Annotated in this window: 16 protein-coding genes and 2 tRNA genes; 17 read left to right on the forward strand and 1 reads right to left on the reverse strand. The window is 60.5% G+C overall.

The window, feature by feature from the left end; all coding sequences use genetic code 11:
* Window positions 1-56 precede the first annotated feature (56 nt).
* From carB to B9A31_RS04320, 3 genes are read left to right on the forward strand one after another with little or no spacing between them, the layout of a single operon-like run.
* Window positions 57-3,278, forward strand: a complete 3,222-nt coding sequence (gene carB, locus B9A31_RS04310; protein WP_084296686.1) for a carbamoyl-phosphate synthase large subunit — start codon at window positions 57-59, stop codon at window positions 3,276-3,278.
* Window positions 3,275-3,757 carry a transcription elongation factor GreA gene (greA, locus tag B9A31_RS04315; protein WP_016712090.1) on the forward strand — a complete coding sequence of 161 codons (483 nt, stop codon included), beginning with the start codon at window positions 3,275-3,277 and terminating at the stop codon, window positions 3,755-3,757. The genes carB and greA overlap by 4 nt, the downstream gene beginning before the upstream one ends.
* Window positions 3,735-4,184 (forward strand): hypothetical protein, encoded by a 450-nt coding sequence (locus B9A31_RS04320; protein WP_012053750.1) that lies wholly within the window; start codon window positions 3,735-3,737, stop codon window positions 4,182-4,184. The genes greA and B9A31_RS04320 overlap by 23 nt, the downstream gene beginning before the upstream one ends.
* Before the next feature lie 12 nt (window positions 4,185-4,196).
* Here B9A31_RS04320 and yhbY read toward each other — a convergent pair whose 3' ends face one another.
* Complete coding sequence (gene yhbY, locus B9A31_RS04325; RefSeq protein ID WP_003249945.1) at window positions 4,197-4,505, reverse strand: ribosome assembly RNA-binding protein YhbY; 309 nt, start codon at window positions 4,503-4,505, stop codon at window positions 4,197-4,199.
* A gap of 102 nt (window positions 4,506-4,607) precedes the next feature.
* Between yhbY and rlmE the strand changes: the two genes are divergently transcribed.
* The 14 genes from rlmE (at window position 4,608) to rpsO (ending at window position 17,620) form a co-directional block, all read left to right on the forward strand.
* Entirely contained in the window at window positions 4,608-5,234 is a 627-nt protein-coding gene (gene rlmE / locus B9A31_RS04330) for a 23S rRNA (uridine(2552)-2'-O)-methyltransferase RlmE (RefSeq protein ID WP_012274251.1), read from the forward strand.
* Between the two features lie 203 nt (window positions 5,235-5,437).
* Window positions 5,438-7,342, forward strand: coding sequence for an ATP-dependent zinc metalloprotease FtsH (gene ftsH / locus B9A31_RS04335; protein WP_016712088.1), 1,905 nt, complete (start codon window positions 5,438-5,440; stop codon window positions 7,340-7,342).
* Window positions 7,343-7,350: 8 nt separating this feature from the next.
* On the forward strand, window positions 7,351-8,202 hold the full coding sequence (gene folP / locus B9A31_RS04340; protein WP_019098157.1) for a dihydropteroate synthase: 852 nt from the start codon (window positions 7,351-7,353) through the stop codon (window positions 8,200-8,202).
* Between the two features lie 16 nt (window positions 8,203-8,218).
* On the forward strand, window positions 8,219-9,559 hold the full coding sequence (gene glmM, locus B9A31_RS04345; RefSeq protein WP_019098156.1) for a phosphoglucosamine mutase: 1,341 nt from the start codon (window positions 8,219-8,221) through the stop codon (window positions 9,557-9,559).
* A 65-nt stretch (window positions 9,560-9,624) separates the two neighbouring features.
* A complete protein-coding gene (gene tpiA / locus B9A31_RS04350) occupies window positions 9,625-10,380 on the forward strand; it encodes a triose-phosphate isomerase (RefSeq protein ID WP_016712085.1) in 756 nt (251 codons plus the stop codon).
* Between the two features lie 4 nt (window positions 10,381-10,384).
* The gene (secG, locus tag B9A31_RS04355) at window positions 10,385-10,783 is read left to right on the forward strand and encodes a preprotein translocase subunit SecG (protein WP_016712084.1); all 399 of its coding nucleotides are present in this window, start codon (window positions 10,385-10,387) and stop codon (window positions 10,781-10,783) included.
* 21 nt (window positions 10,784-10,804) lie between these two features.
* Window positions 10,805-10,890 (forward strand) — tRNA-Leu (locus B9A31_RS04360).
* 100 nt (window positions 10,891-10,990) lie between these two features.
* Window positions 10,991-11,067, forward strand: a tRNA-Met gene (locus B9A31_RS04365).
* 130 nt (window positions 11,068-11,197) lie between these two features.
* Entirely contained in the window at window positions 11,198-11,656 is a 459-nt protein-coding gene (gene rimP / locus B9A31_RS04370; protein ID WP_009685348.1) for a ribosome maturation factor RimP, read from the forward strand.
* A gap of 59 nt (window positions 11,657-11,715) precedes the next feature.
* The gene (gene nusA / locus B9A31_RS04375; protein WP_009685349.1) at window positions 11,716-13,197 is read left to right on the forward strand and encodes a transcription termination factor NusA; all 1,482 of its coding nucleotides are present in this window, start codon (window positions 11,716-11,718) and stop codon (window positions 13,195-13,197) included.
* A gap of 27 nt (window positions 13,198-13,224) precedes the next feature.
* Entirely contained in the window at window positions 13,225-15,765 is a 2,541-nt protein-coding gene (infB, locus tag B9A31_RS04380) for a translation initiation factor IF-2 (RefSeq protein ID WP_019098155.1), read from the forward strand.
* A 118-nt stretch (window positions 15,766-15,883) separates the two neighbouring features.
* Window positions 15,884-16,282, forward strand: coding sequence for a 30S ribosome-binding factor RbfA (gene rbfA, locus B9A31_RS04385; RefSeq protein ID WP_009685351.1), 399 nt, complete (start codon window positions 15,884-15,886; stop codon window positions 16,280-16,282).
* 3 nt (window positions 16,283-16,285) lie between these two features.
* Entirely contained in the window at window positions 16,286-17,203 is a 918-nt protein-coding gene (gene truB / locus B9A31_RS04390) for a tRNA pseudouridine(55) synthase TruB (RefSeq protein ID WP_019098154.1), read from the forward strand.
* A gap of 147 nt (window positions 17,204-17,350) precedes the next feature.
* Window positions 17,351-17,620, forward strand: a complete 270-nt coding sequence (rpsO, locus tag B9A31_RS04395; RefSeq protein WP_003249971.1) for a 30S ribosomal protein S15 — start codon at window positions 17,351-17,353, stop codon at window positions 17,618-17,620.
* Window positions 17,621-17,698 lie beyond the last annotated feature (78 nt).

Raw genomic sequence — 17,698 nt, forward strand, 5'->3', positions numbered from 1 at the left:
CTGACCCAGATTGTTCAAAGCGGCTTGCCGACTGACCCCGGATTTGAGTGACAACCATGCCAAAACGTACAGACATCAAAAGCATCCTGATTCTCGGCGCTGGCCCGATCGTGATCGGCCAGGCCTGCGAATTCGACTACTCCGGCGCCCAGGCTTGTAAAGCCCTGCGTGAAGAAGGTTTCCGCGTCATCCTGGTGAACTCCAACCCAGCCACCATCATGACCGACCCGGCCATGGCCGACGCCACCTACATCGAGCCGATCAAATGGCAGTCGGTGGCCAAGATCATCGAGAAAGAGCGCCCGGACGCCGTCCTGCCGACCATGGGTGGCCAGACCGCACTGAACTGCGCCCTGGACCTGGAGCGCCACGGCGTTCTGGAGAAGTTCGGCGTAGAGATGATTGGTGCCAACGCCGACACCATCGACAAGGCCGAAGACCGTTCGCGCTTCGACAAGGCCATGAAGGACATCGGCCTGGAGTGCCCGCGCTCCGGTATCGCCCACAGCATGGAAGAGGCCAATGCGGTCCTCGAGAAGCTGGGCTTCCCATGCATCATCCGCCCATCGTTCACCATGGGCGGTACGGGTGGTGGTATCGCCTACAACCGTGAAGAGTTCGAAGAAATCTGCACCCGTGGTCTGGACCTGTCGCCGACCAAAGAGCTGCTGATCGACGAATCGCTGATCGGCTGGAAAGAGTACGAGATGGAAGTGGTCCGTGACAAAAAGGACAACTGCATCATCGTCTGCTCGATCGAGAACTTCGACCCGATGGGCGTGCACACCGGTGACTCGATCACCGTTGCTCCGGCACAGACCCTGACCGACAAGGAATACCAGATCATGCGCAACGCCTCGCTGGCGGTGCTGCGTGAAATCGGTGTTGAGACCGGCGGTTCCAACGTGCAGTTCGGTATCTGCCCGAACACCGGCCGCATGGTCGTGATCGAGATGAACCCGCGTGTGTCGCGTTCCTCGGCACTGGCCTCCAAGGCTACCGGCTTCCCGATCGCCAAGATCGCTGCCAAGCTGGCCATTGGTTACACCCTCGACGAACTGCAGAACGACATCACCGGCGGCCGCACCCCGGCGTCCTTCGAGCCGTCGATCGACTACGTCGTCACCAAGCTGCCACGCTTCGCCTTCGAGAAATTCCCGAAAGCCGACGCCCGCCTGACCACCCAGATGAAGTCTGTGGGTGAAGTCATGGCCATCGGCCGTACCTTCCAGGAATCCCTGCAGAAAGCCCTGCGCGGCCTGGAAGTCGGTGCCTGCGGCCTCGACCCGAAAGTCGACCTGGCCAGCCCGGAAGCTGCCAGCATCCTCAAGCGCGAGCTGACTGTGCCGGGTGCCGAGCGTATCTGGTACGTGGCTGACGCCATGCGTTCCGGCATGACCATCGAGGAAATCTTCGAGCTGACCGGCATCGACCTGTGGTTCCTGGTGCAGATGGAAGACCTCATCAAGGAAGAAGAGAAGGTCAAGACCCTGGCGCTGTCGGCGATCGACAAGGACTACATGCTGCGCCTCAAGCGCAAGGGCTTCTCGGACCAGCGTCTGGCCAAGCTGCTGGGCATCACCGACAAGAACCTGCGCCGTCACCGCCACAAGCTGGAAGTGTTCCCGGTGTACAAGCGCGTCGACACCTGCGCCGCCGAGTTCGCCACCGACACCGCCTACCTGTACTCCACCTACGAGGAAGAGTGCGAGGCCAACCCGTCGACCCGCGACAAGATCATGATCCTGGGTGGTGGCCCGAACCGTATCGGTCAAGGTATCGAGTTCGACTACTGCTGCGTACACGCTGCACTGGCGCTGCGTGAAGACGGTTACGAGACCATCATGGTCAACTGCAACCCGGAAACCGTCTCCACCGACTACGATACCTCCGACCGCCTGTACTTCGAGCCGCTGACCCTGGAAGACGTGCTGGAAGTTTGCCGCGTCGAGAAGCCGAAAGGCGTGATCGTGCACTACGGCGGCCAGACGCCGCTGAAACTGGCCCGTGCCCTGGAAGAAGCCGGCGTACCGATCATCGGTACCAGCCCGGACGCCATCGACCGCGCCGAAGACCGTGAGCGCTTCCAGCAGATGGTTCAGCGCCTGAACCTGCTGCAGCCGCCAAACGCCACCGTGCGCAGCGAAGAAGAAGCCATCAGCGCTGCTGGCAGCATCGGTTACCCGCTGGTGGTGCGCCCGTCGTACGTACTGGGTGGCCGCGCCATGGAAATCGTCTACGAACTGGACGAGCTCAAGCGCTACCTGCGTGAAGCCGTACAGGTGTCCAACGACAGCCCGGTACTGCTCGACCACTTCCTCAACTGCGCCATCGAGATGGACGTGGACGCCGTGTGCGACGGTACCGATGTGGTGATCGGCGCAATCATGCAGCACATCGAGCAGGCCGGCGTTCACTCCGGTGACTCGGCGTGCTCGCTGCCACCTTACTCGCTGAGCAAGGAAGTGCAGGACGAAGTTCGCGTACAGGTCAGGAAAATGGCCCTGGAGCTGGGCGTCGTCGGCCTGATGAACGTGCAGCTGGCCCTGCAAGGCGACAAGATCTACGTGATCGAAGTCAACCCGCGCGCCTCGCGTACCGTGCCGTTCGTGTCCAAGTGCATCGGCACTTCCCTAGCCATGATCGCCGCCCGCGTGATGGCTGGCAAAACCCTGAAAGAGCTGGGCTTCACCCAGGAAATCATCCCGAACTTCTACAGCGTCAAGGAAGCCGTCTTCCCGTTCGCCAAGTTCCCGGGGGTTGACCCGATCCTCGGCCCTGAGATGAAATCGACCGGTGAAGTCATGGGCGTGGGTGACAGCTTCGGTGAAGCCTTCGCCAAGGCCCAGATGGGTGCCAGCGAAGTGCTGCCGACCGGCGGTACCGCGTTCATCAGCGTGCGTGACGACGACAAGCCACAAGTGGCTGGCGTTGCCCGCGACCTGATCGCCCTGGGCTTCGAAGTGGTTGCAACTGCTGGCACCGCCAAGGTTATCGAAGCGGCTGGCCTGAAAGTGCGCCGTGTGAACAAGGTGACCGAAGGTCGCCCGCACGTGGTCGACATGATCAAGAACGACGAAGTGTCGCTGATCATCAACACCACCGAAGGCCGCCAGTCGATCGCCGATTCCTACTCGATTCGTCGCAATGCGCTGCAGCACAAGATTTACTGCACCACTACCATTGCGGCCGGTGAAGCCATCTGCGAAGCGCTGAAGTTTGGTCCGGAAAAGACCGTTCGTCGCTTGCAAGATCTGCATGCAGGACTGAAAGCATGAGCATTACCAAGTACCCGATGACCGTCCAGGGCGCTCGCGCCCTGGAAGAGGAGCACCTGTTCCTGAGCAAGACCGAGCGCCCGCGCCTGAGCCAGGCAATCGGCGAAGCGCGCGAACTGGGTGACCTCAAGGAAAACGCCGAATACCATGCAGCCCGCGAAGAGCAGGGCATGGTCGAAGCGCGTATCCGCGATATCGAAGGCCGCCTGCAGAACTCGGTGGTGATCGACGTGACCACCATCCCCCACACCGGCAAGGTCATCTTCGGCACCACCGTAGATCTGGAAAACACCGAGACCGGTGACCAGGTGACCTACCAGATCGTTGGCGAGGACGAAGCCGACATCAAGAAGGGCAAGCTCTCGGCCGGCGCGCCGATTGCCCGTGCCATCATCGGCAAGGAAGAAGGTGATATTGTCGTCGTCAAGACGCCTAGTGGCACGGTCGAGTACGAGATTGTCGAAGTCAAGCACATCTGACCGGCGCCTGCGGGCGCCATCCCTCGAGGGGATCCTCTGGCAGCTGGCCCAGGTTTTCTGGGTCGGCGGCCTTTGGGTGTTTCACGTGGGGCTGGTGCCTGCGCTGAAGGTCAGTGGCCTGGCGCCGCTGCTGGTGCAGGATATCGCCGGGCAGATCGACCGCTGGTTGATCGGTGTGGCGTTGCTTGGCTTGTTGACCCAGCTGGCAGTGCTGGCAAGGGTGGACGGCCTGGCGGCCTGGTGGCGGCAGTTCCGTGGCCAGATGCTGTTGCTCGGCTTCGGCGCCTGCGTGGGGTACTACACCTTGCGCTACGGTATTTCCGTGGGCGAGCGCTGGCAGATGTTCTGCTTCCTGGTACTGGGCTTTTCCGGCATCGTGCTGGTGGCCCAGCCGGTGCCGGTCAGGGCGCGTTCGCCGCGCCACTGACCGGAGCCACCGCTACTTGTAGCGGTGGATGTTGGACAGCTGCTTGTTCGGCTGTGGATTCTTGCGGTAGATCAGGGCCTTCTTGCCAATGGTCTGCACCAGCTCGGCACGGCCAGCCTTGCACAGCTCGGCAATGGTTTCGGCGCGTTCTTCGCGGTCTTCCGAGCGAATCTCGACCTTGATCAGTTCATGGTCGACCAGCGCGCGTTCCAGTTCGGCGATGACGCCTTCATTCAAACCGTTGCCAGCAACGATCAGGACCGGCTTCAGGTCATGACCAATGGACTTGTATTGCTTCTTCTGCTCGTTATTGAGCGGCATAATCTGACCCTTTCCGTCTGATTCTGTAAAATTGACGGGCATTTTACCCGAGGGCCACCGGCTCCGCCCAGTCAATCACGACGCATATCATCGAGGTGCCCCGTGGTACAACGTTCCAAAAGCAGCGCAAACTGGCTGCGAGAGCATTTCAACGATCCTTTTGTGAAGCAGGCGCAGAAGGATGGCTACCGCTCGCGTGCGAGCTACAAACTGCTTGAGATCCAGGAAAAGGACCGCCTGATCCGCCCAGGCATGAGCGTAATCGACCTCGGTGCGGCCCCGGGGGGCTGGTCGCAGGTGACCAGTCGTCTGATTGGTGGTCAGGGCCGGCTGATCGCGTCCGACATCCTGGAAATGGACTCGATCGCCGACGTGACCTTCATCCAGGGCGATTTCACCCACGACGAAGTCCTGCAGCGCATTCTCGAAGCGGTCGGTGATTCGCACGTAGACCTTGTGATTTCCGACATGGCCCCCAATATGAGTGGTACGCCTGCGGTGGACATACCGCGCGCCATGTTCCTCTGCGAGCTGGCCCTCGATCTGGCGACCCGCGTGCTCAAGCCCGGCGGCGACTTCCTGATCAAGATTTTCCAGGGCGAAGGTTTTGACGTGTACCTGAAGGACGTGCGCAGCAAGTTCGACAAGGTGCAGATGCGCAAGCCGTCGTCGTCGCGGGACCGTTCCCGTGAGCAGTACCTGTTGGGCAGGGGCTTCAAAGGGGCGTGAAAGGTGTGAAGCGGGGTGGCCGATAGTTAATTCCAATCGGCCACTGCGTCAGGATTGTCCGAACTTCGTGTAGTCTAGCTTTCACAAAGGGTTACAGACGGTGCCTGCGGCTGCGTGGGTAATGTAGTAAGTTAGGGCGATGAATATCATGCGAGGCACGGCTGCGTCGTGCGCCGGCCTCAGAGGGTAGCGAATTGAACGACATGGCAAAGAATCTGATCCTGTGGTTGATCATCGCAGCTGTCCTGGTGACAGTGATGAACAACTTCTCCAGCCCTAACGAGCCGCAGACCCTCAACTACTCCGACTTCATCCAGCAGGTCAAGGATGGCAAGGTCGAGCGTGTGACCGTCGACGGCTACATCATTACCGGCAAGCGCGCCGACGGCGACAACTTCAAGACCGTGCGCCCGGCCATTACCGACAATGGTCTGATCGGTGACCTGGTCGATAACCACGTCATCATCGAAGGCAAGCAGCCTGAGCAGCAGAGCATCTGGACGCAATTGCTGGTGGCGAGCTTCCCGATCCTGGTCATCATTGCCGTGTTCATGTTCTTCATGCGCCAGATGCAAGGCGGTGCGGGCGGCAAGGGTGGGCCGATGAGCTTTGGCAAGAGCAAGGCGCGCCTGCTGTCCGAAGACCAGGTCAAGACTACGCTGGCCGATGTTGCCGGCTGCGACGAGGCCAAGGAAGAGGTTGGCGAGCTGGTCGAGTTCCTGCGTGATCCGGGCAAATTCCAGCGTCTGGGTGGCCGCATCCCGCGCGGTGTGCTGATGGTTGGTCCGCCAGGTACCGGTAAGACCCTGCTGGCCAAGGCAATTGCCGGCGAAGCGAAAGTACCGTTCTTCACCATTTCCGGTTCGGACTTCGTGGAAATGTTCGTAGGTGTCGGTGCCAGCCGTGTGCGCGACATGTTCGAGCAAGCCAAGAAGCATGCTCCGTGCATTATCTTCATCGACGAGATCGACGCTGTGGGTCGCCACCGTGGCGCCGGCATGGGCGGTGGTCACGACGAGCGTGAACAAACCCTCAACCAGCTGCTGGTAGAGATGGACGGCTTCGAGATGAACGATGGCATCATCGTCATCGCTGCTACCAACCGACCGGACGTACTCGACCCGGCGCTGCTTCGTCCTGGCCGTTTCGACCGCCAGGTGGTGGTAGGTCTGCCAGACATCCGCGGTCGCGAACAGATCCTCAAGGTGCACATGCGCAAGGTGCCGGTCGGCGAAAACGTCAACCCGGCGGTCATTGCCCGTGGTACCCCCGGTTTCTCCGGTGCCGACCTGGCCAACCTGGTCAACGAAGCCTCGCTGTTTGCCGCACGCTCCAACAAGCGCCTGGTCGAAATGAAAGAGTTCGAGCTGGCCAAGGACAAGATCATGATGGGCGCCGAGCGCAAGACCATGGTCATGTCCGAGAAAGAAAAGCGCAACACGGCCTACCATGAGGCTGGCCACGCCATTGTTGGTCGCCTGGTGCCTGAGCACGACCCGGTCTACAAGGTTTCCATTATTCCGCGCGGTCGCGCCCTGGGTGTGACCATGTTCCTGCCGGAAGAGGACCGCTACAGCCTGTCCAAGCGTGCGCTGATCAGCCAGATCTGCTCGCTGTACGGTGGCCGTATCGCCGAAGAGATGACCCTGGGCTTCGATGGCGTCACGACCGGCGCGTCCAACGACATCATGCGTGCCAGCCAGATCGCGCGTAACATGGTCACCAAATGGGGCCTGTCCGAGAAGCTCGGGCCGCTGATGTACGCAGAAGAAGAGGGTGAGGTGTTCCTCGGTCGTAGCGCCGGCAGCCAGCACGCCAGCGTTTCTGGCGAGACTGCCAAGCTGATCGACTCCGAGGTGCGCAGCATCATCGATCAGTGCTATGCCACAGCCAAGCAGCTGCTGGTCGACAACCGCGACAAGCTCGAAGCGATGACCGAAGCGCTGATGAAGTATGAGACCATCGATGCCGATCAGATCGACGACATCATGGCTGGGCGTACGCCGCGCGAACCGCGTGACTGGGACGATGACAAGGATTCGGGTACGCCTGCGGCCCAGAATGACCGTCCGGAATCGCCAATCGGCGGCCCAGCAGCTCAACACTAAGGGCATCTATGAGCTCAGTGCAGTACCCGACCCGGTTGCCTTGCGGCAACCGGGTTCTTGATTTGTCGCGTACCCATGTCATGGGTATTCTCAATATCACCCCCGATTCCTTTTCCGATGGCGGACGCTTCAGTCAGCGTGACGAGGCTCTGCGCCATGCGGAGGCAATGGTCGCCGCCGGCGCCACGCTGATCGACATCGGTGGCGAGTCCACGCGCCCTGGTGCGCGGGCGGTATCGGTCACTGAGGAGTTGGAGCGTGTCGCGCCGATGGTCGAGGCAATCAACAGCCGCCTCGATGTGGTCATCTCGGTCGACACTTCTACGCCTGCCGTCATCCGTGAATCGGCCCGTCTCGGTGCCGGGCTCATCAATGACGTGCGCGCCCTGGAGCGCGATGGGGCTCTGGACGCTGCGGCGGATACCGGCCTGCCGGTGTGCCTCATGCACATGCGTGGCGAGCCGGGTAACATGCAGGACGACCCGCATTACGATGATGTGACCGCTGACGTTACGCGCTATCTTGAGCAGCGGATGGCCGCCTGTGCGGCGGTGGGCATCGACGCAAACAGAATCATCCTTGACCCGGGCTTTGGTTTCGCCAAGACACTGGCGCACAACCTGAGCCTGTTCAAGCACATGGAAGCGCTCTATCGCCTTGGGCGCCCGCTGCTGGTGGGCGTTTCACGAAAGAGCATGATCGGCCTGACGCTGGAACGTCCGGTCGGCGAGCGGTTGTACGGCAGCCTTGCGCTGGCGGCGTTGGCCATGACCAAGGGGGCGAGCATCCTTCGTGTCCATGACGTGGCTGAAACTGTCGATGTGGTGCGCATGATTGCTGCGGTACAAAACGCCGAATAAGAACATTGGAGTCCCTATGAGCAGAAAATACTTTGGTACCGACGGCATTCGTGGCCGCGTCGGCGAATACCCGATCACGCCTGACTTCATGCTGAAGCTGGGTTGGGCGGCCGGCATGGCCTTCCGCAAGCAAGGCCATTGCCGGGTGCTGGTGGGCAAGGACACGCGTATCTCCGGCTACATGTTCGAGTCTGCACTCGAAGCCGGTCTGGCCGCGGCAGGTGCCGACGTCATGCTGCTGGGGCCAATGCCTACGCCGGCCATCGCCTATCTGACGCGCACGTTCCATGCCCAGGCTGGCATTGTCATCAGTGCCTCGCACAACCCGCACGAAGACAACGGCATCAAGTTCTTCTCGGGCCAGGGCACCAAGCTGCCAGACGAAGTCGAGCTGATGATCGAAGAGCTGCTCGACCAGCCGATGACCGTGGTCGACTCGGGCAAGTTGGGCAAGGTTTCGCGCATCAACGACGCTGCCGGCCGTTATATCGAGTTCTGCAAGAGCAGCGTACCCACGGGTACTGGCTTTGAAGGCCTCAAGCTGGTGGTCGATTGCGCCCACGGTGCCACCTACAAGGTTGCGCCGAGCGTGTTCCGTGAGTTGGGTGCCGACGTGACCGTGCTGCATGCGCAGCCGGATGGCCTTAACATCAACGAAGGTTGCGGCTCGACGCACATCGAATCGCTGCAGGCCGCCGTGCTGGTGGGGCATGCCGACCTCGGTATCGCCTTCGACGGAGACGGCGATCGCGTGTTGATGGTCGACCACACCGGCGCCATCGTCGATGGTGACGAGTTGCTGTTCATCATCGCCCGGGATCTGCGCGACCGCGGCAAGCTGCAGGGCGGGGTAGTGGGCACGCTGATGAGCAACCTGGGCCTGGAGCTGGCGCTGAAGGACCTGGATATCCCGTTCGTGCGGGCCAAGGTCGGTGACCGTTACGTCATGTCCGAGCTGCTTGAGCGTGAGTGGCTGGTCGGTGGTGAAAACTCCGGCCACGTCGTGTGCTGCAACCACACCACTACCGGTGATGCGATCATCGCCGCGCTGCAGGTGCTGATGGCGCTCAAGCGCCGTGGCGAAACCCTTGCCCAGGCCCGCCAGGCCCTGCGCAAGTGCCCGCAGGTGCTGATCAACGTGCGCTTCGGCGCCAGCAAGGTCGACCCGCTGGAACACCCGGCTGTCAAGGAAGCCAGTGCCAAGGTGACCGAGGCGTTGGCTGGCCGTGGTCGTGTGCTGTTGCGCAAATCCGGTACCGAGCCGCTGGTTCGGGTCATGGTCGAGGGCGAGGACGAAAACCAGGTGCGGATGCACGCTGAAGCGCTGGCCAAACTGGTCGGCGAAGTTTGTGTCTGAAGGCGCTTGCCAGCGCAGATCTGGTTGGGTAAGATCTGCGCCCACTTTGACCGACGAGGTAAAGCATGCGTCGCCCTATGGTAGCTGGTAACTGGAAGATGCACGGTACCCGCGCTAGCGTCGCTGAGCTGACCAAAGGCTTGAGTAATCTCGCCTTGCCGAGCGGAGTGGAAGTCGCGGTATTTCCGCCGGCCTTGTTCATCAATCAAGTGATTGATGGCCTGGCAGGTAAAGAAATTACTGTTGGCGCACAGAATTCTGCTGTACAACCCGAACAGGGTGCGCTGACCGGGGAAGTTGCTCCCGAGCAGCTGGTTGAAGCGGGTTGCAAGTTGGTGTTGATTGGTCATTCGGAGCGTCGCCAGATCATTGGTGAAACCGACGAAGTGCTCAATCGCAAGTTTGCAGCAGCGCAGGCCAAAGGTTTGAAGCCAGTGCTTTGCATCGGGGAAACCCTTGAAGAGCGCGAGGCTGGCAAGACGCTTGAAGTTGTCGGGCGTCAACTAAGCAGTATCATCGAAGCATTCGGTGTTAAGGCTTTTGCCAATGCAGTAATTGCCTATGAGCCTGTATGGGCCATCGGCACTGGCCTGACGGCCACGCCTCAGCAGGCCCAGGATGTGCATGCCGCCATCCGCGGCCAGCTGGCGGCAGAAGATGCTGAAGTGGCTGCGAAGGTGCAGTTGCTCTACGGCGGCAGCGTGAAGGCGGCCAATGCGGCCGAACTGTTCGGCATGCCGGATATCGATGGGGGTCTCATTGGTGGGGCTTCCCTGAACGCAGACGAATTCGGTGCAATTTGTCGCGCCGCAGGAAACTGAACAAATGCTGGAAACAGTCATCGTTGTTTTTCATCTGTTGGCAGCGCTGTCGCTAGTAGTGCTGGTTCTGTTGCAACAGGGTAAGGGTGCTGAAGCAGGTGCATCTTTCGGCGCGGGTGCCTCAAACACCGTGTTCGGAAGCCAGGGCTCTGCAACGTTCCTAAGTAAATTAACTGCTATACTCGCTGCCACTTTCTTTTTGACAGCACTTGGGTTAGGATACTTCGCGAAGCAACAAGCTCACCAGCTTAGCCAAGCAGGTCTTCCAGATCCAGCAGTGCTAGAAGTGAAAGAGCCGCAAAAACCGGCAGTTAATGATGATGTACCGGTGCTCCAGCAGCAGAAGAGTGAAACCACCAGCAACTCGGGTGATGTACCTCCTCCGGCACAAGAGCAGAAGTAACGGGTTTCAAGTAGTAGTATTGCCGAGGTGGTGGAATTGGTAGACACGCAACCTTGAGGTGGTTGTGCCCATAGGGTGTAGGGGTTCGAGTCCCCTTCTCGGTACCAATTAAAGCTTGAGAGCCCGCTTTAGCGGGCTTTCTTGCAGGTGAAGGTTCTGATTTGACCCTCAACAGGGTTCGGTCTTATACTTTTGCCCCAGCTTTGTCGCGGGGTGGAGCAGCTTGGTAGCTCGTCGGGCTCATAACCCGAAGGTCGTTGGTTCAAATCCAGCCCCCGCAACCAGCTTCAGCGGAGCCCCTTTTCAGGGGCTTTTTGCTAACCGAACAGTTTTCGGCGTCGTTGTCCAACGGCGCTTTCAGGGATGGGCGCTTTGCCCATTTTTTATTTGCACAGCATGCACGAGGGGGTTCAGGTGTCGAGCAAGCTAGAACAGTTGCAGGCCTTGTTGGCCCCGGTTGTCGAGGGTCTGGGCTATCAGTGCTGGGGGATCGAGTTCGTTTCCCAGGGTAAGCATTCGGTACTGCGCATCTACATCGACAAGGAAGGTGGCATCCTGGTGGACGACTGCGAAGCGGTCAGCCGTCAGGCCAGCGCAATCCTCGATGTGGAAGATCCAATCAGCAGTGAGTACACCCTCGAGGTGTCTTCTCCAGGCATGGATCGCCCACTGTTCACTCTGGAACAGTTTGCCTCGCATGCCGGCGAACAAGTGAAGATCAAGCTGCGCTCACCCTTCGAGGGTCGTCGTAACTTCCAGGGCCTTCTCCGCGGTGTGGAGGAGCAGGATGTGGTGGTCCAGGTGGACAACCAGGAGTTCCTGTTGCCGATCGACTCGATCGACAAGGCCAATATTATTCCCAGTTTTGACTGAGACGTGCCGGGCCCGGTGAACTGTCCGGGCCCAATGGCTTGCGCAAGGCGAGGCGTACGATGAGCAAAGAAGTACTGCTGGTTGTTGAATCGGTATCCAACGAAAAAGGTGTACCGCCCGGCGTCATTTTCGAAGCGCTGGAAGTGGCCCTGGCCACTGCAACCAAAAAACGTTTTGAAGACGAAGTCGACCTGCGTGTGGAAATCAACCGCCACACCGGTAGCTACGAGACTTTCCGTCGCTGGACCGTGGTCGACGAAGCTGATCTTGATGATCCGGCAATCGAGACCTGGCTGGACAAGATCAAGGACACCCACCCTGAAGCCAAGGTCGGTGACGTGATCGAGGAGAAGATCGAGTCCATCGAGTTCGGTCGTATCGCCGCCCAGACCGCCAAGCAGGTCATCGTGCAGAAGGTACGTGAGGCCGAGCGTGCGCAGGTGGTCGATGCTTACCGTGAGCGCGTGGGCGAGATCATCTCCGGCACCGTCAAAAAGGTTACCCGCGACAACGTGATCGTTGACCTGGGCAACAACGCCGAGGCCCTGCTGGCCCGCGAAGACATCATTCCGCGCGAAACCTTCCGTGTTGGTGTGCGCCTGCGTGCGCTGCTCAAGGAAATTCGCACCGAAAACCGTGGCCCACAGCTGATCCTGTCGCGCACCGCGCCGCAGATGCTGATCGAGCTTTTCCGCATTGAAGTGCCGGAAATTGCCGAGGGCCTGATCGAAGTCATGGCTGCTTCCCGTGATCCGGGTTCGCGAGCCAAGATCGCCGTCCGCTCCAAGGACAAGCGCATCGACCCGCAAGGCGCCTGCATCGGCATGCGTGGTTCGCGCGTCCAGGCCGTATCCGGGGAGCTGGGTGGTGAGCGTGTGGATATCGTCCTGTGGGACGATAACCCGGCGCAGTTCGTCATCAACGCCATGTCGCCGGCTGAAGTCGCGGCGATCATCGTTGATGAAGATGCCCATGCCATGGACATCGCCGTCGCCGAGGACAACCTGGCTCAGGCCATTGGCCGTGGTGGTCAGAACGTTCGCCTGGCCAGTCAGCTGACCGGCTGGACCCTGAACGTGATGACCGAGAAGGACATCCAGGCCAAGCAGCAGGCCGAAACCGGTGACATCCTGCGCAATTTCATCGATGAGCTGGAAGTCGACGAGGAGCTGGCCCAAGTGCTGGTCGACGAAGGCTTCACCAGCCTCGAAGAAATTGCCTACGTACCGTTGGAAGAAATGCTCAACATCGATGGCTTTGACGAAGATATCGTCAATGAGCTCCGCGCTCGAGCCAAGGACCGTTTGTTGACCAAGGCCATCGCTACCGAAGAAAAACTGGCAGACGCCCACCCGGCCGAAGACCTGCTCTCCCTTGAGGGCATGGACAAGGACCTGGCGGCTGAACTGGCGGTGCGCGGCGTGGTTAACCGCGAAGACCTGGCCGAGCAGTCGATCGACGATCTGCTCGACATCGACGGCATCGACGAAGAGCGTGCCGGCAAGTTGATCATGGCCGCCCGAGCCCATTGGTTCGAGTAATTAGGCGCGGCCTGAGGAGAGAAGTGCATGACGCAAGTCACGGTGAAAGAACTGGCCCAAGAGGTCGAGGCACCGGTAGAGCGCCTGCTGCAGCAGATGCGTGAGGCAGGTCTGCCGCACACCGACGCCGGTCAGGTAGTGACCGACAATGAGAAGCAGACCCTGCTGACTCATTTGAAGAGCAGCCACAAAAGCAAGGCGGAAGAACCGCGCAAGATTACCTTGCAGCGCAAAACCACCAGTACGCTGCGTGTCGCCGGTAGCAAGAGCATCAGCGTAGAAGTACGCAAGAAGAAAGTATTCGTGCAGCGCAGCCCTGAAGAAATTCAGGCTGAGCAGAAGCGTGAGCTGGATGAGCGCCGCGCGGCTGAAAATGCCGCTCGCGACAAGGTCGAGGCCGAAGTTCGCCAGCGCAACGAAGAGCAGGCTCGCCGTCAGGCCGCCGAAGCTGCTGTATCCGCACCTGCGCCAGCCGCCAAGCCTGAGCCGGCGCCTGCCGCTGCTCCGGCCCCGGTAGTCGCCGACGCCCCGGCGTCCGAAGACGCCGCAGCCCGTGCTGCCGAGCGCAAGAAGGACGAAGCCCGTCGCAACGAAGGCCGTACCCGTGACGAAGACCGTCGTGGCGGCGAGCGTCGTGGCGAAGCCCCGCGCGTGTCGATCAAGGTCAAGGTCAAGGAGAAGGAAAAGGCTCCGACTCCACGTGCCGCACCGCGCACCACCGATGAAGAAAGCGATGGCGTACGCCGTGGCCGCGGTGGCAAGAGCAAACTGAAGAAGCGCAATCAGCATGGCTTCCAGAACCCGACTGGCCCCATCATCCGTGATGTGACCATCGGCGAGACCATCACGGTCTCTGAACTGGCCAACCAGATGTCCGTCAAGGGCGCTGAAGTCGTCAAGTTCATGTTCAAGCTGGGCACCCCGGTTACCATCAACCAGGTGCTCGACCAGGAAACTGCTCAGCTGATCGCGGAAGAGCTGGGCCACAAGGTCACCCTGGTCAGCGATACCGCACTGGAAGACTCCCTGGCCGAATCGCTCAAGTTCGAAGGCCAGACCGAGTCGCGTGCACCGGTCGTTACTGTGATGGGTCACGTTGACCACGGTAAGACCTCGCTGCTCGACTACATCCGTCGTGCCAAGGTGGCTGCTGGCGAAGCCGGTGGTATTACCCAGCACATCGGTGCGTACCACGTGGAAACCGACCGTGGCATGGTCACCTTCCTCGACACCCCTGGCCACGCCGCGTTTACCGCCATGCGTGCCCGTGGTGCCAAGGCCACCGACATCGTCATCCTGGTGGTGGCGGCGGACGACGGCGTGATGCCGCAAACCCGCGAAGCGGTTCAGCATGCCAAGGCAGCTGGCGTTCCGCTGGTGGTTGCAGTGAACAAGATCGACAAGCCGGGTGCCGACCTCGATCGCATCCGCAACGAGCTGGCCGTCGAAGGCGTTACCTCCGAGGACTGGGGTGGTGACACGCCGTTCGTCAAGGTCTCGGCGAAGATGGGTACCGGTGTCGACGAACTGCTCGAAGCCGTCCTGCTGCAGGCCGAGATTCTCGAACTGACCGCTACCCCGACCGCTCCAGGTCGTGGCGTGGTCGTTGAATCGCGCCTGGACAAGGGGCGCGGCCCGGTGGCGACCATCCTGGTTCAGGACGGTACCCTGCGTCAGGGCGACATGGTCCTGTGTGGTTCCAACTATGGCCGCGTGCGCGCCATGCTCGACGAGAACGGCAAGCCTGTGAAGGAAGCCGGCCCGTCGATCCCGGTCGAAATCCTCGGCCTGGACGGTACTCCGGAAGCCGGTGACGAGCTGTCCGTGGTTGCCGACGAGAAGAAAGCCCGCGAAGTTGCCCTGTTCCGTCAAGGCAAGTACCGCGAGGTCAAGCTGGCCCGTGCTCACGCCGGCAAGTTGGAAAACATCTTCGAGACCATGGGTCAGGAAGAGAAGAAGACCCTCAACATCGTCCTCAAGACCGACGTGCGTGGTTCCCTGGAAGCACTGCAGGGCTCGCTCGGCAGCCTGGGCAACGACGAAGTTCAGGTGCGCGTGATTGGTGGCGGCGTCGGTGGTATCACCGAAAGCGATGCCAACCTGGCGCTGGCTTCGAATGCAGTACTGTTCGGCTTCAACGTGCGTGCCGATGCCGGCGCGCGCAAGATCGTCGAGCAGGAAGGTCTGGATATGCGTTACTACAACGTGATCTACGACATCATCGAAGACGTCAAGAAGGCCCTGACCGGTATGCTGGGCAGCGATGTTCGCGAGAACATCCTGGGCGTTGCCGAAGTACGTGACGTGTTCCGTTCGCCGAAGTTCGGCGCCATCGCTGGCTGTATGGTCATCGAGGGTACCGTGTACCGCAACCGTCCGATCCGCGTACTGCGCGAAGACGTTGTGATCTTCGAAGGCGAGCTGGAATCGCTGCGTCGCTTCAAGGACGATGCCGCCGAAGTGCGTAACGGCATGGAGTGCGGTATTGGCGTCAAGAGCTACAACGACGTCAAGGTCGGCGACAAGATCGAAGTCTTCGAGAAAGTCCAGGTTGCTCGTACCCTCTAAGGGTGAGCTGGCTGCAAACCGCTTCTCTACGCGGCGGTTTTCAGCACCTCTACAGGTAGCGCCCGGTCAGGCATTGGTCTGACCGGGCGTTTGCCGCTTTAAGTTACAGGTAACAAGAATGGCCAAAGAATATAGCCGTACCCAACGTATTGGCGATCAGATGCAGCGTGAGCTGGCCGAGCTGATCCGTCGCGAAGTCAAAGACCCGCGTGTTGGCCTGGTGACCATCACCGCCGTGGACGTCAGCCGTGACCTGGGCCATGCCAAGGTGTTCATCACCGTCATGGGCGAGGAAACGCCAGATGCCGTGCAGCAGTCGCTGAAGGCGTTGAACAGTGCTGCCAGCTTCCTGCGTTTGCACCTGGGCCGCTCGATGCAGCTGCGCAGCGTGCCGCAACTGCACTTCCACTTCGATGAAAGCGTCAGCCGCGGTGTCCACCTGTCGGCGCTGATCGAACGTGCAGTGGCCGAAGACCGCATGCACAAGGAAGCCGACGAGCCGGACACCAAGGAGTAAGCGGTGGCCCAGGTCAAACGTATCCGCCGCAACGTCAGCGGCATCATTCTGCTCGACAAGCCGCTGGGTTTCACCTCCAATGCCGCCCTGCAAAAGGTGCGCTGGCTGCTCAATGCGGAAAAGGCCGGCCACACCGGTAGCCTCGACCCGCTGGCAACCGGCGTGCTGCCGCTGTGCTTCGGTGAAGCGACCAAGTTTTCGCAGTACCTGCTCGATTCCGACAAGGGCTACGAAACCGTCATGCAGATGGGGCAGACTACCAACACCGGCGATGCCGAAGGTGAGGTACTGCAGACCCGCGACGTGACCGTTGGTCGCGCCGACATCGAGGCGCTGTTGCCGCGTTTTCGTGGCCAGATCAGCCAGATACCGCCGATGTACTCGGCGCTCAAGCGTGACGGCCAGCCACTGTATAAGCTGGCTCGTGCAGGAGAGGTAGTGGAGCGCGAGGCGCGTTCTGTTACTATTAACCGCTTGGAGTTGCTCGAGTGCGAAGGCACCCGTGCACGGTTGAGCGTAGGATGCAGCAAAGGCACCTATATCCGCACCCTGGTGGAGGATATTGGCGAGGCCCTTGGCTGTGGCGCCTATGTTGCCGAGCTGCGCAGGACCCAGGCCGGGCCTTTCGCGCTGGCACAGACGGTCACCCTCGAGGCGCTCGAACAGGCCCACGCCGAAGGTGGCAACGAAGCGCTCGATCGCTTCCTGATGCCATCGGACAGCGGCCTGCAGGACTGGCCTTTGGTGTGCCTGTCCGAACACAGTGCGTTCTACTGGCTGCATGGGCAGGCGGTACGAGCACCGGACGCGCCACAATTTGGCATGGTCCGGGTACAGGATCACAATGCGCGCTTCATCGGTATCGGTGAAGTGAGCGAAGACGGGCGCATTGCGCCGCGTCGGCTGATTCGGTCGGAATGACCGAAACCGGGGGGCCAGGCAGTAGCCGAACCCCACGGCATCAAGGGTGGCTGTCAGTAGGCACGGTCACACCTTTTTTATTAATACAGGGATTTGTCCCTGGCCTATTGGACCCCGCTTGCGGGATCCGTTATCAGGAGAAGCCAAATGGCCCTCAGCGTTGAAGAAAAAGCTCAGATCGTTGCCGAATACCAGCAAGCCGCCGGCGATACCGGTAGCCCGGAAGTGCAGGTTGCTCTGCTGACCGCCAACATCAACAAGCTGCAAGGCCACTTCAAGGCCAACGATAAAGACCACCACTCCCGTCGTGGTCTGATCCGTATGGTTAACCAGCGTCGTAAGCTGCTGGACTACCTGAAGGGCAAAGACACCACTCGTTACAGCGCCCTGATCGGTCGCCTGGGCCTGCGTCGCTAATAGCGGCCTGGTCAGTGGTGTGCATGGCGTGTCGCAGGCTTCGGCAGGGCTGTTTTGCAGCGCTGACGTTGGACACGC

Source organism: Pseudomonas sp. URIL14HWK12:I5 (assembly GCF_900176445.1).
Lineage (GTDB): Bacteria > Pseudomonadota > Gammaproteobacteria > Pseudomonadales > Pseudomonadaceae > Aquipseudomonas > Aquipseudomonas monteilii.